This is a genomic window from Mucilaginibacter metallidurans (assembly GCF_003286435.2).
Lineage (GTDB): Bacteria > Bacteroidota > Bacteroidia > Sphingobacteriales > Sphingobacteriaceae > Mucilaginibacter > Mucilaginibacter gossypii.
In genome coordinates, this window is record NZ_CP043449.1 from 2,132,323 (window position 1) to 2,146,231 (window position 13,909).

Sequence of the window (13,909 nt, forward strand, 5' to 3'; positions counted from 1 at the left end):
TTAGGATTTTATTCTTCTTCGCTATTTTTAAGCTTACTCAAAAGGTCATAAGCACCTTTTGTAACTATTTGGCTATTAGCTGTCATGTCGGCTGGCAACTGCACCGCGATATAACCTCCTTCATTCACACCGGTAGTAACCGGCGTCATTTTAAATCGGTATACTTTGGTATCACCATCCTTACGTTTTTCATTGGTTGTTCCTGTACTCACAAATACATATTGCTTTCCTTCAAAATTTACTACAGCAGTTTCCGGAAGTGCAGGGGTCGCGTTTTTTCCGGTTTCAATAAATGCCTTTACGTAAGTTCCCGGCAGGAAGTTAAAGCTCCCTTTTGCAATACTGTGAATCCGTATGGTTTTGTCATTATTGATCTCTTTACCTACAAGTGAAACTATTGCCTGACGCTCTGTTGAGTCGTTGGTTAAAGTAAAGCGAACGGTTTGCCCGGTTTTTACTTTTTCGGCATCCCGTTCAAAAACGTTTAATTCCACGTGCAGGTTATTGCTGTTAACAATTTCCAGCATGATATCATTGGGATTAACAAATTTACCTACGTTGGTATTTACCTTAGTCACATAGCCGCCTATCGGTGCATAAATGTTTACTGTACTCCGTATACCTGCCGGTGTTAGTTTATCCGGATCTATATTGATCAGGCGCAACCGTTGGCGTAAGGCCGCTTCACGAGCCATTGAACTCTCATAGCTGGCTTTAGCCTGTTGTAAAATCTTGGTCGCCGTAACATTCTGCGAGGCAAGGGTTTGTTGCCGCTTATATTCGGCTGAATTAAGATCGTGCTGGCTTTTACTGTCCAGGTAATCTTGTTGCAATTGAACATAGTCCTGGTTTTCCAGTATGGCGATCACTTGACCTTTTTTAACCACGGTTCCCTGAAGAACTGGAATCGATTTTACAATACCCCCCATTTGCGTGCTGATACTTACCAAATCCTGCGGTGGTACGTCGATAAATCCGTTAACTTTCAAAACACCGCTTAATGCTTTCTGGCTCACTGCTTCCAGTTTTACGCCCAATGTACTATACTGCGCGTCGCTAATTTCAGCGACATTGCTTTCTTCCTTCTTTTTCGTAGTATCTGTCGTAGCAGCAGTTTCTTTATTGCCACCACCACCGCAGCTACTCATTGATAAGGCCAGTGAAACGATGATCATCAGGCCCGAAAATTTTATTATTAGTTGCTTTTTCATTTCTTTTATTATAAACCGGTCAGGTATTGCAAGTCGTAAACAGATTGATTGTATTGATTAAGGGCTTGTAAGTAAGCCAAGCGAATGTCCGATGCCGTTTTCAGCGCCTGCACAAATTCCACATAACTGATCTCCCCGTTTCGGAAGGCAATCTGTGCCTGTTTGAGGATCAGCTCTGCATTGGGCAAGGCGCTGCTTTCATAGTAGGATACCGAACGGTCACTTTTCAGTAACTGGTGGTAAGACTGCTCATATTGGCTGGAGAGGTTTTTCTCATACAGTTGCAGTTGCGTCTGCGATACCTCCTTTTGAATGCGGGCCGCTTTTACGCGTGCTGCAAAAGGTTTAAAGAACAAAGGAATTGAAACTCCTGCCTGAATGCCCTGGAAGCGGTTGGCACCGGTGAAATTTTGATCAGTTCCGTTAACATTTTGAATACCCATGATCGACTGGTTGAAATAGCCTACGGTAAAATCCGGCCCGGATTTCGCTTTCTCCAGGCTGATCGTACGGTCTGCTAAGATTACCTGCTGGCGCTGATACGCCAGTTGGGGATTTTGGTTAATGGCACTGTCCAAATGTTTAAACTCAGCGCTCGCCCTTTTCAGCGAACCGCTTACCAGCGATACGGAATCGCTCGTATTCATTAACCGTTGCAGTTCTGCACTTGCTGCGGCGATGTCACCGCTATTCTTGCTGCGTTGGTTACGTACCTCATTCAGCTGGGTTTCCGCGGTGGTCTTTTCCAGTAAATTGCTTTCACCTGCTTTAAAACGTACCGAAGCGGCGCGGAAGAACTCGTTATAAATCGAATCCTGCCGCAAATAAAGGTCGCTCAGTGCCGTAAAATAAGCGAGTTGCCCGAAGGCCTGACGTACCTGGTAACGCAATTGTGACTGGGTAACATTCAGGCCGATCCTCGCGTTTTGCTCCTGCGCCTCATAAACCTGGCGCTGGCTTTTAAACAAACCGGGGAAAGGGATGCTTTGCGTGATATTGATCTGATTATCCCGCTTGATACTGTTGAACTGACCGTATTGGAGGTTGAAATTGGTTTTGCCCAGGTCAACGGAACTACCTTTCAGCGCCGTTTGCTGGCTGATCTCCAGTTGTGAGGCCTTCACACCAAAGTTATTGGCAGATGCAGTTGAAATAGCCTGCTCCAGCGTAAGCGGTTGTCCGGGGGCAGGACGGTTTTGTGCTTTGGCTGAAGGCAGGCAAAATCCTAATAGCAACAATAGTGAGGCTACAACCTTTGCGGTTTTGCCAGCTTTACGTTTTTTTCCGAAATTCTCGAAATAAGTATATAACACGGGTAATACAATTAAAGTTAAGATGGTTGAAGTGATCAAACCACCGATCACTACGGTTGCCAGCGGTTTTTGCACCTCAGCCCCGGCGGCAGATGAAATTGCCATCGGCATAAAGCCCAGCGAGGCAACCGTTGCTGTCATCAGTACCGGACGAAGCCGTTCTGCAGTACCTTCAAGCACGATTTTTTTGAGATCCGTCAGCCCGCTTTTCTTTAACCTGTTAAACTCAGTGATCAATACGATGCCATTCAATACCGCGACACCGAATAGTGCGATGAAGCCCACACCAGCTGATATACTGAAAGGCATACCGCGTAGCAGCAAGGCAAATACACCGCCAATCGCTGCCATAGGAATTGCAGAGAAGATCAGGACGGATTGCTTGATTGAGCCAAATGAGAAGTACAATAATAGCAAGATGAGCAGCAAGGCCACCGGTACTGCAACGCTTAATCTTGCAGTCGCTTCTTTCAGGTTTTCAAACTGCCCCCCATAGGTAACATAATAACCGGCAGGCATTTTTATCTGTTGATTGATCTTGGCCTGTATTTCAGTTACTACAGATTGGATATCACGGCCACGTACATTAAGGCCTACTACGATACGACGTTTTGTATCCTCACGCTGGATCTGGTTAGGGCCAACCTGGAACTGCACACTGGCCAATTGTTCCAGTGGTACCTGGTTGCCGTTTGGCGCTGTTACATAAAGGTTCTTCACGTCATCAATATTCTGACGGTTCTGATCCGAAAGGCGCACGACCATATCGTAACGGCGCTCACCCTCGTAAACAAGCCCTGCGGATTGACCGGCAAACGCGGCATTAATGGCCTGGTTAACGGTTGACACACTCAGACCGTATTGGGCCACTTTATCCCTGTCAATTTTCACAACGATCTGCGGAAGACCTGTAGCCTGCTCAATATATAAGTCCTTGGCACCTGAAACGCTGCTCACAATTTTTCCTACCTTTTGTGATAGCTCGGCTAATGTTTGCAGGTCGTCACCAAATATTTTGATACCAATATCCTGCCTTACGCCGGAGATTAGCTCATTGGAACGAAGCTGGATGGGCTGGGAAAATCCGAAGGTTACACCTGGTACGCTCTCCAGTTCCTTGGCCATCAGGTTGGCCAGTTCTTCGCGATCCTGGGTGGTGGTCCATTCTTTTTTATCTTTCAGGATCACCGTCAAATCACATGCGTCCATCGGCATCGGGTCAGTGGGAATCTCTGCTGCGCCGATCTTACCGATCACTTCTTTTACTTCAGGGAATTTTTTTACCAGTATTTGTGAGGCCTGGTTTACCTTATCAATAGTTTGGGAAAGGGAACTGCCGGTCAGCAATCGCGTTTCAACGGCGAAATCGCCTTCTTCCAGCGTTGGGATGAACTCACCGCCCATGCGGGTAAACGTGAACACTGCTGCGGCCAATAGTACAACAGAAACGATGATGATCGGCATGCGGTGATTTAAGGCACCTTTGATCATCGGCTCGTAGCGTTTATGCACCGCGTCCATCATTTTGTCTGAGAAGTTCTTGCCTTTTTTTGGTTTTTTACTCAGGAACATCGATGAAATCATTGGCACATAGGTCAAAGACAAAAGGAATGCACCAATAATGGCAAACGCAACGGTTTCAGCCATCGGCCGGAACATTTTACCTTCTATACCTACCAGGGCCAATATTGGAAAATATACAATCAGGATAATGATCTGCCCAAATGCTGCAGCACTCATCATACGCACAGCCGACGTTTCTACCTGGTCATTCATCTCCTGTTGCGTATAAGCTTTTGCGCGTTCTTTAGCATAAAGCAAATGCATCGTAGCTTCCACGATAATCACAGCGCCATCCACGATCAAACCAAAATCTATCGCTCCAAGGGACATCAGGTTACCGGATACCCCGAAAAGGTTCATCATACAGATGGCGAAAAGCATCGCTAACGGGATTACCGAGGCAACTACCAAACCGGCCCGAAGATTACCCAGGAAGATAACCAACACGAAGATTACAATAAGCGCACCCTCGATCAGGTTCTTTTCTACTGTACCTATAGCTCTTCCTACCAGGGCACTACGGTCAAGGAATGATTCTACAACTACGCCCTGCGGTAATGAGGTATTGATGCGGGCGATCTTTTCTTTCACCGCTTTTACAACGTTATTAGCATTAGCGCCCTTTAACATCATCACGATACCGCCAACCGCCTCACCACTGTTCTCTTTAGAAGCGCGGGTAAGCGCACCATAGCGGATAGAATTGCCAATTTTAACAACCGAGATATCTCGGATCAGAACCGGTGTACCGTCCGTATTGTTCTTCACGACGATTTTGCCGATATCATCGGTAGATCCTACCAAACCTTCGCTCCTGATAAAGTAGGCATTGGGCTTTTTATCTATATAAGCGCCACCGGTATTTTGGTTATTCTGCTCCAGGGCATCAAATACATTGGTAATGCTGAGGTTGAAGCTGCGCAGTTTATCGGGATCAAGCGCGATCTCATATTGTTTTAATAGGCCGCCAAAGCTATTTACCTCGGCAATACCAGGTGTGCCTAATAGCTGCCGACGAACGATCCAATCCTGGATGCTCCGCAGCTCACGGGCGTTATATTTAGTTTCATATCCCGGTTTGGCGTGAATCACATATTGATAGATCTCGCCAAGACCGGTTGAAATAGGAGAAATTTCAGGGTTGCCTAAACCGGCCGGAATATTGTTCTTGGCCTCTGCAAGTTTTTCGTTAACCTGCTGGCGTGCCCAATAGATATCCACATCATCGTGGAATACAATAGTCACCACCGAGAGACCGAAACGAGAGATAGAACGCACCTGTTCAATCTCAGGAATGGTGGCCATCGTTTGTTCGACCGGATAGGAAATAAGCCTTTCAACCTCTTGGGTCGCCAGGGAGGGGCTCAATGTAATAACCTGAACCTGATTATTAGTAATATCAGGAACGGCATCTATGGGTAATTTTTTGAGTGACCAGATACCCCAGGCAATCAGCCCGAGCGTAAATAACCCAATCACCAATTTATTGTTGATGGAAAAATGAATGATCTTATTCAGCATAAAATTAATCTAATGCTTGGATAAGATATGACAGTACCTCTGTATCATCCCTATGATCGCCAGTAACAAAACAATAGTAACGATGATTAGCGATATGGTGCGGATAATGCGCATCCATAGTGGCTTACGGGATTTTTTCTTCTTTTTATTTTTGTTGGTTACAGAGGTACGCTTAGCAGGTGTTAACCTGTTTGTTGCCATACCGGTACAAGTAAAACATAAAAAAATAAACTTGCCGCAGGAATACGTCAGTCATGACGCAAGCGGCTAACTCGAAATGTTTATGCGTTTAGCTTGGGCGGTTGCCAAATATTAGCTGGTCGGGTAACCGGCTTTTCCGGGATCATGTAAACAGTAATAGGTGTATACTTGCCTGTAACTGGCCTGAAGACCATTTTACCTTGTATTACTACCTGCATATTGCAGCAGCTACAATGGCACATCGGCGGGCATTGATCCTGAGTAGTCTTAGATTGATGATGTTTTGTGAAAATAGTTGAAACGAAAGAATCAGGCGCAGCACCGACCTTATCCTTGCATGGCTCTAAGTCCAGGGCAAGAAAAAAGATCGCAAATATGAAGCACATCCATTTCATTTCGATGCAAAGATATTAAAACAGTTTTTAAAAATATAATTAATAAGTTTGACTATTGTCATAACCAAATACGTAACAACTATTTATACGGTTTGTTTATAAGACTTTACCCTATAGATCTTGTTACATTTTTAACATCTTTTAACACTTCTCCATGACCTATCAGGCGGAACTGATCATTTTAGGCAAGATTTTTATGGCGGCAATCCTTGGAGCGGTCATCGGGTACGACCGTGAAAAACATGGCCGCGATGCTGGTATCCGTACTTACGCTGCCGTTTGTGTCGGTGCCGCTATATTTACGTCGATTGCTGCCCATCTTGGCGATACTGCCGCAGCCTCCCGTATTGTTGCCAATATCGTTGTTGGAGTTGGTTTTCTTGGTGCCGGTATTATCTCCCGAGATGCGTCCGGCAAAGGTTCACAGGGATTAACAACTGCGGCGACAACCTGGTGTACCGCCGCCGTTGGTGTTACGCTTGGCCTGAATGAATTTTTGATTGCTATAGGTACGGCTGCCTTATTGTACTTTCTGCTGGCTCTTCATCATCATAAATGGTACGTTAATTGGAAGAGATCATTACATGAAAATGAACGCAAGGAAGAATAATAACAGTTGTTCATTCGATCTAATTATGATGTATGACAACAGATAATCAACAAAAGATCAATGCCAGTGACCATTTGGCCAATGAGCGTACCTTTTTAGCCTGGATACGTACAAGTATTGCCCTTATGGGTTTCGGGTTTGTGGTGGTCAAATTTTCGCTTTTTTAAAGCAACTCACCATTGTTGTAAATGACAAGATGCCAGCTCCTTCCAGAGGTTTTTCGGTAATTATCGGAATTTCTATGGTTGCAATTGGGGCGATAACCGCGTTGATCGGTTACCTGCGTTATCAAAGGATTGAACAGCAATTGTTGAATGGCAAATTTTATCCCAACTCCAGGCTTTTATTTCTGCTGACCGCGCTTCTTTTTGCCGCCTCCATAGTTTTGTTATATTACCTCTTGTCAAACTTGTAATGTTCGCAATTGCATTCATTTTATGAGCCTAAACCGAGTTTGCTTAATTTAACCTCCAATAAAAATTTGCTACGAATCGCAAATTTTTATGATGTTTGTTCTGCTACCGGAAGACAATGAAATATAAGAATACAATTCGTGGCAAATTCTTCTCTGTGCTTGCGCTGACATTAATCTATTCGTTAGTCGCAATCACGCATATTTTCCTGCTTCCTTTACAGCATCAGCCAGTATTCCATACCAAAACTGTAAAAGGCAATTCCATATTTAAAAGAAAGCAAGAACAGGTCAGCGGTATTTTACCATCTAATAGCCTGGTCAAGCGCCTCGATAAATCCGTTTTCGAAGATCGCAAACTGGCTCATAGCCTCCCTTTTGTCTTACTTCATAAGTTTAAGGCCTTTCTGATCATTGCGCAATTAAAACAGTTCCTAACACAATCACCAGATTGTTTTTTTTCTGCTTTAGGGACTCGTCAATTATTTCTCTCGCTCTGTACGATCCGTATCTGATCAACCTATAAGGTTGCCAATGCATCCTTCCAAAAATCTTACCTAAAACAATCTGATGCTGGGAAATGCACCTATGGCTTTAACTGGTACTCGCATTTTTGAGTCATCTATGTCTATAGGTAGTCAATCAATCAGGGGAAAAATTAATCAACCAATTCAAGGTATGCAATTGATGATTTCTAAACAACTGCGTAAATTAAAGAACCGCTACGCACAATCCGTTCTAAAAGAAATACCTGGTAAACCTGGGGAGTATTTGATCGACATCATTACTATACTATCATCAGCCACTCAACCGCAAACACAAAAAATGATTGCGGAACTTCTTGAGCTGGATAAATCTCGTATAGCGGTTATCATCGATGCACTCAACACAAAGGGTTATACCTATACCACTTTAAACCCGGCAGACCGTCGGGAGCATTTCGTTTTCCTTACCAAAAAAGGTCTGGCAATGCAGCCATTAGTTCAGGCAGCCATAGATAAAGTAAATGAAACGCTTTATAAAGGGATGACAACTGACCAGATCCTTCAATTTGAAGGTTTGCTGGTCAGGTTAAATAATAATTTAGTATAAATGAATCAAAGGGCTGGATAAAAATTCAGCCCTTTTTGTTTTATTCAATTTAGGAAACTCAGAGATAGTTTACTGTATCATAAATCCTCTTTGCGATTTAGTCTGTCCCCTGGCGATAAAATCTTTAACCGCACATTAACTACTGATTTAGTCAGTGGAATAATCCGGTAATTACAATTCCCGTTGTATCCGGATTTTATTTAAATAAGGCTCCCGAAACTTTATATCCAGATAAAAATATTTATAGGTAGTACCTGAAAGCTCCTGATATGCACCTTCCCGTTAACCTCACTTTTGGCTCCATGGAGCTGGAAGTGAGGTTTCGTTGTTTTGGAAAGTGTTCGTTATCTGCGGTGTAGTTCATCCACTTTAACCAGTTAACCTTTCTCAAGCAACTTCCCTAAACAGTAGCCTGCAATGGCGACGGTCGAATTAATATTCGGCATCATAACCTTGTAGGGTAGCTGAAATCTCCATCGAAAATTGATTGGGCTTCGCTGAATGCCATTGTCGCATCCAGCAAACGAAGCTCCTATCTGCCAACCGCAGATAGCACTGACGGCACTGTCCGCAGTTCTTTGACGTATGGGGATGAAGCATTATCCGGCCACTAACCGGAAATCAGGCGAAGGTGCGCGTAAAGCCGCAATAATCCGAAAACGCCTGGGCAGTTTAAAGACCGTGTTGTAGAACACGACGTGAGTAATCCCGAAAAAATACCGGTAGAAATGAATTTTCGGGTTCGTTACCGCTGCCGGTACAAATAAGGTCGTTCGACATATATCATTTAGGATCGAACCAACTTTATCGTTCGCTGTGGCTTGAGTTACTCAACAATTATTCCGATCCACAGCCTTTCTGAAATAACAATTACGCAATTAATAATCATTACCATGAATGAACTGCATGAACTCTCATCAGCAGGGCCAGGTATTTCTATATCCCAAATCCTCAAATATGCCGGATTTAGGCAGGTTGAAACCTGTGGCCGAATTGTAATCTATGAAAATTGGTCACAATTGGCTGGCGCAAGTATAAAAATAGCTTGTGATGATCAATTGGAAGTATGGTACGATCAACATTATAAAAAAGGCGGTACGCTGGTTGATCTGGTCAAGCACTGGTGGCATGTAGACGAACAGGCCGCAAATCATAAAATTGCCCTGCTACAGCAAGATGCTACAAAGGTCAAACGTCCCCGTATTCAAGTTCCCGTAAAAATCCCCAATTATGTTATTGAAGATATTAAGGATTTAGGTACGAACGACCTGATAACCAATTTCCTTAACCAAAATGGCCTGTTTGAGACAGCCAGGCAATCTTTTAAGGAGCTGTATTACTATACTGTCGATTTTTATGGCAATAAAAAGGATTTTTGCGCAGCCGCATGTCAGAACTCAAAATATGGCTGGCAGGTCATCAGCAAACACTTTAACGGTTGCATCGGAAAAGTAGGAATCACCATTCTTAAAAATGACCTTCGAAGGCTTGTCGTTTTTGAAAATCAATTCCGCTACCTGATTTGGAAGAAAGAAAATAGCTCAGTAAATCACTCGGCAGTGATCCTAAACACAAATGAAGGCCTTAACGAGGCCATCAGGATGGCAACCTCATTTCCCGAGATCGGGCTATACTTTTCAGCAACTGCCGTTGGTGTTGAAGCAGCAAATAACTTCGCCAGGGCATTGCCTTATGCGAACAATCATCTTGTTTACTAATATATTGTATCTGGATACAATTTGGTTTTTATCCTTGCAAGATGTCTTCGTGTCCGACAAAAACCTCCGGTATTTTGCCAGACACTCAGAATCTTGCCCGGCCATTCACTTCGTTCGTTCCTCTCTGCGTGAAAGAGCGGGGAGTATCGGAATTTCGCAACTCAATTCCTCTTATGAAGGCACAGCTGAAACTCGGGGGACGGCCACCAATGGCCGATGGTAAAAGATCAAAAAAAATCGATGTCCGCTTTACAGAAGAAGAATACCGTATGATTCTTCTATGGGAAGAAACCCTGGGCATCAATAAGACCGATTTGATACGCGGTCGCGTTTTACAGAAAACAAAGGAAGTTATTGTCAATGCAAAAGCATTGATTGAAGAAATTGATGCTATTGGAACTGAGTTAGGCCGTTGTGGTAATAATATCAATCAATTGGCGCGTCATGCCAATACGCTCAATAAAGCCGGTCGGTTAAATCCTTCGGTTATCAATGAGTTCAACCGGCTTTTTACGGATTATCTAAAACGGATAGAAACATTGGAAACCACCTTTCGGAAACTGATCCGCATCGCGCGATAATATATCCGGGGATAAAATACTCAGGTGGATTTTACCTGGAGACAATCGCCAATGTATCCCGATACACCGGCACAATGTATCTGGCTATCCAGAGACAAAGTTTAAAGGTATCAGGCTACAAAATACCGGGGTATCTTGTACCCGGCTTGAATTTACCTGGAGATAAAAGCAGAGATATGATGTAGCTGGAGATCATTCACTTTGTAACCAGATATGATCAATCCCGTATCTGGAAACTTTGTATCCGGATCTTTTATCTCTGGTTCTTAATGATCCCGGTACGATATAGCCAGCTCTCCAGGGGTAAACAAGCTAACTATGATCGTTAAGATATTGTCTTCAGCAGCCTCTTTTCCCGGTGTTGATTATAACACCAGTAAAATGGATAGGAATAAAGGTGAATTGATGGCCGTTCGGAATTTCGGGGCATTGCAAGGCCTGACGAACCTGCGCCCCGAAGATTATATCAATTACCTGAAAATGGTTTCTGCTACCAATAAGGCGGTATCTAAACCACAATTTCATGTGACGATTTCAACCGAGGGGCGACTTCATAATAAACACGAATTAACCGGCATTGCCGAACAATGGTTGGATAAAATGGGGTATGCTGCCCAGCCTTATTTGATCGTCTTTCATAAAGATACCGACAATAACCATATTCATGTAGTATCGACAAGGATTGATAAAAATGGTAAAAAAATCAATAGCGGCTTTGAGAAGAACCGCGCCATTCAACAACTCAATGAGGTTGTGGGTATTGCCCCCGTGCTTTACGCGAAATCAGATATTGAAAGCGCATTGGGCTATAGTTATTCGACCAAAGCACAATTTATGATGATCCTGGAAGCACAGGGTTACAAATTCAGCGAGAATGAGGGGCTTCTTAATATCATCAAATATGGGAAAGTTCAGGCGCAGGTTAACACGCAGCAGGTATTGGCCCATATGCGTACAGAGCCGGATAAAAAACGTACAGCTCAGCTGAAGGCGATATTATATAAATACACACAACAACATGATCTGTCATCATTAACGCAATACCTGAAAAGCAAACATGGCCTCATATTGCTTCTTCACGCTAAAGGGGATCAGCCGCCTTATGGATATTCAGTTATCGACCATGCGGGTAAAAATGTATTCAAGGGCAGCGAAATATTAGCCTTAAAGAACTTGTTATCAATGATCAGCAATCCTCCGGATGATCAGCGTGATCAAGCCGAACCCGTCAAGTACCAGTTAGCGGACGACGACCCAGGACGCCGCACCTACTATAAGGCCATGCTCAAAGTGGCTACCAATAATTACCCTGATATCAGGCAGGGTCTCCATCAGGTAGGTATCGATATCTACGAACGCGACAATCGCTATTTGCTCATAAATCATAAAGACGGGGCTTTTATCCCCCTCGATCAGCTGCTTGAACCTGCTGATTATCACCGTACCCTTGAGGCGTTTGATGCCTCCGGTGAACTTGAATCGGAACTATCTCCCGAACATCTCTTTATTCCTCCGCCAATCATCGCGGAGTCCATCGACGACGAGGCCATTAACGGTCGTAACAGACGTCGCAAAAAACACCCGCGCACCAACAGCAGGTAGGACAAAAAAATCCCACACATCATGATTATAATTATCGGCAACCAAAAAGGTGGTGCCGGCAAAAGTACGCTTACTCTTTTGCTGGCCAATTACCTCACCATGGTCAAAAAAAGAAAAGTGACCGTCATTGATATGGACTATCAGCAGTCCATCGCACAGAAGTACGAAAAAGCCAAAGTGCTTGAAAATGAAGAGCCTTATGAGGTGGTAGCGGCCTCACTCGAAGACTACCCGGATTTACTGGAACTGATAAAATCTAACCCCGAAACCCTTGTATTGATCGACCTCCCTGGAAAACTGGATGATGATGGCTTGTTGCCGGTTTTCAAATCCGCAGATCTCGTGATTTGCCCATTTGCCTATGATGAATTCAGCTTTGAATCGACCATACTTTTTTCCGTCGTTTTCAAAAAATTGTGCCCGGACTGCGAAATGATGTTCGTTCCAAACCGCATCAAAGCCAACGTCCGCTATGACACCCAATCTGACGTGGACGAGCAATTGAAAAAATTCGGTATGGTCACCGCTGCTATACCTGATCGGATCGATTTTCAGCGGACGAGTACATTTCAAACACCTATATCTGTGTTCCCCGCCGTCCGGCCGGTTTTCGATGGCTTGTATAAACAACACCTCAAAATGGAGCCAAATGCATGAAATTAAATCACTGGCTGATCAGCTCCGCAATCGCATTAACAAACCGGATGCGCCAGCGGTGGAAAAATCACCACCTCAAAAAAAGAAGGAGAAAAAGCAGCAGGTAGCAGCGCCGGTTCTTGAGCTGCTACGGGCTTATGATCTTGCCGACCACAAAAGCATGATCCATGTGCGGTTTGAAACACCTACAGCACAACTACTGCATCATCTCAAAATGGCCTCGGGTATCGAGGTCAATAAAGTGGTCGGCTATGCGGTGAAGCAGTTTTTAGAACAGCATCCCGAATTGAAAATTATCGTCAAGCAATACCTCCAAACTATTGAATTATGAACTGGACAACTTTTTTACTCTGGTTGGGGGCGATTTATGCCCTCTATTACACCGCAATCATTCTTTTTGAATCATTAAACCATAAAGATCCGGCTGCCACAAAGACTGCCGCGCACGAGCTCACCTTTTCTGAGCCGGTTGTACCGCTAAATGCGGTCGAACTGTTTGGAGGCAATACCGCCCCGTCAAGCCCGATATCGCAAGGGCCGAAATTAAGTGCCCCGGAAATGATTGCCTCGGGTGGGGTACTGCTGAAAGACGTCTTCAGCCTGGCAAGAAAGGAGGCCATCGTTTATCTCAAAGAAGTAAGTTTTTAACCAGCATGAACAAGCGCATCATACTGGTATCAGTATTGGTCGCGTCAGCTCTATCAACCTCCGCACAGCCCGGTATCGACGAAATCAACCAGGCCAAACAGCAACTAAGCTCAACTTTTTTTTCCGCTCTCGACTGTAGTCTTGTCCTTGCCGGAATCTTCGGCATCTTAGGCGCGGTGCGTATTTACCACAACTGGCAAATGGGACATCCTCGCATAGATCAGGCTGTGGCCGGTTGGTGCTTCGCGGCCATTTTTATGATACTGGCAGGCGGCTTTTTGCAGGCCCTGTTCGGTATCTGAATCTATCATTTTTCTAATCTAAACAACCCTGAAAGCGGCTCCGGTTCACCGGGCCGCTTTCTTTTTTTCCAACCCTTAATAAC

15 protein-coding genes are annotated in these 13,909 nt (G+C 44.3%); 12 read left to right on the top strand and 3 right to left on the bottom strand.

Going from position 1 to position 13,909, the window contains the following annotated elements:
- Positions 1–8: 8 nt before the first annotated feature.
- Together DIU38_RS09235 and DIU38_RS09240 are read right to left on the bottom strand one after the other, a co-directional pair.
- Entirely contained in the window at positions 9–1,211 is a 1,203-nt protein-coding gene (locus DIU38_RS09235; RefSeq protein WP_112652496.1) for an efflux RND transporter periplasmic adaptor subunit, read from the bottom strand.
- Positions 1,212–1,219: 8 nt separating this feature from the next.
- A complete protein-coding gene (locus tag DIU38_RS09240) occupies positions 1,220–5,608 on the bottom strand; it encodes a CusA/CzcA family heavy metal efflux RND transporter (RefSeq protein WP_112652495.1) in 4,389 nt (1,462 codons plus the stop codon).
- Positions 5,609–5,660: 52 nt separating this feature from the next.
- On the opposite strand from DIU38_RS09240, the gene DIU38_RS09245 reads away from it, so the two are divergent.
- Positions 5,661–5,879 carry a hypothetical protein gene (locus tag DIU38_RS09245; RefSeq protein ID WP_112652494.1) on the top strand — a complete coding sequence of 73 codons (219 nt, stop codon included), beginning with the start codon at positions 5,661–5,663 and terminating at the stop codon, positions 5,877–5,879.
- 10 nt (positions 5,880–5,889) lie between these two features.
- Here the strand turns inward: DIU38_RS09245 and DIU38_RS34840 are convergent, their stop codons facing one another.
- A complete protein-coding gene (locus tag DIU38_RS34840) occupies positions 5,890–6,204 on the bottom strand; it encodes a DUF6660 family protein (RefSeq protein WP_112652493.1) in 315 nt (104 codons plus the stop codon).
- Between the two features lie 154 nt (positions 6,205–6,358).
- Between DIU38_RS34840 and DIU38_RS09250 the strand changes: the two genes are divergently transcribed.
- From DIU38_RS09250 to DIU38_RS09300, 11 genes are all read left to right on the top strand, one after another.
- Positions 6,359–6,814, top strand: a complete 456-nt coding sequence (locus DIU38_RS09250) for an MgtC/SapB family protein (RefSeq protein WP_112652492.1) — start codon at positions 6,359–6,361, stop codon at positions 6,812–6,814.
- A gap of 32 nt (positions 6,815–6,846) precedes the next feature.
- Positions 6,847–6,981 (top strand): YidH family protein, encoded by a 135-nt coding sequence (locus DIU38_RS33915; RefSeq protein WP_167516127.1) that lies wholly within the window; start codon positions 6,847–6,849, stop codon positions 6,979–6,981.
- A 364-nt stretch (positions 6,982–7,345) separates the two neighbouring features.
- Positions 7,346–7,741, top strand: a complete 396-nt coding sequence (locus DIU38_RS09260; RefSeq protein ID WP_112652490.1) for a hypothetical protein — start codon at positions 7,346–7,348, stop codon at positions 7,739–7,741.
- A 55-nt stretch (positions 7,742–7,796) separates the two neighbouring features.
- Positions 7,797–8,318, top strand: coding sequence for a MarR family winged helix-turn-helix transcriptional regulator (locus DIU38_RS09265; RefSeq protein WP_112652489.1), 522 nt, complete (start codon positions 7,797–7,799; stop codon positions 8,316–8,318).
- 893 nt (positions 8,319–9,211) lie between these two features.
- Entirely contained in the window at positions 9,212–10,036 is an 825-nt protein-coding gene (locus DIU38_RS09270) for a hypothetical protein (RefSeq protein ID WP_112652488.1), read from the top strand.
- Between the two features lie 209 nt (positions 10,037–10,245).
- Positions 10,246–10,617 carry a plasmid mobilization protein gene (locus DIU38_RS09275; RefSeq protein WP_243770879.1) on the top strand — a complete coding sequence of 124 codons (372 nt, stop codon included), beginning with the start codon at positions 10,246–10,248 and terminating at the stop codon, positions 10,615–10,617.
- 318 nt (positions 10,618–10,935) lie between these two features.
- Positions 10,936–12,219: a relaxase/mobilization nuclease domain-containing protein gene (locus tag DIU38_RS09280; protein ID WP_112652487.1), complete on the top strand. Its 1,284-nt coding sequence runs from the start codon at positions 10,936–10,938 to the stop codon at positions 12,217–12,219.
- Positions 12,220–12,240: 21 nt separating this feature from the next.
- Positions 12,241–12,876, top strand: a complete 636-nt coding sequence (locus tag DIU38_RS09285) for a ParA family protein (protein ID WP_112652486.1) — start codon at positions 12,241–12,243, stop codon at positions 12,874–12,876.
- Entirely contained in the window at positions 12,869–13,207 is a 339-nt protein-coding gene (locus DIU38_RS09290) for a hypothetical protein (RefSeq protein WP_112652485.1), read from the top strand. Before DIU38_RS09285 ends, DIU38_RS09290 begins: the two co-directional genes overlap by 8 nt.
- Entirely contained in the window at positions 13,204–13,524 is a 321-nt protein-coding gene (locus DIU38_RS09295) for a hypothetical protein (protein ID WP_112652484.1), read from the top strand. Before DIU38_RS09290 ends, DIU38_RS09295 begins: the two co-directional genes overlap by 4 nt.
- A gap of 5 nt (positions 13,525–13,529) precedes the next feature.
- Complete coding sequence (locus tag DIU38_RS09300; RefSeq protein WP_112652483.1) at positions 13,530–13,826, top strand: DUF4134 domain-containing protein; 297 nt, start codon at positions 13,530–13,532, stop codon at positions 13,824–13,826.
- Positions 13,827–13,909: the final 83 nt, after the last annotated feature.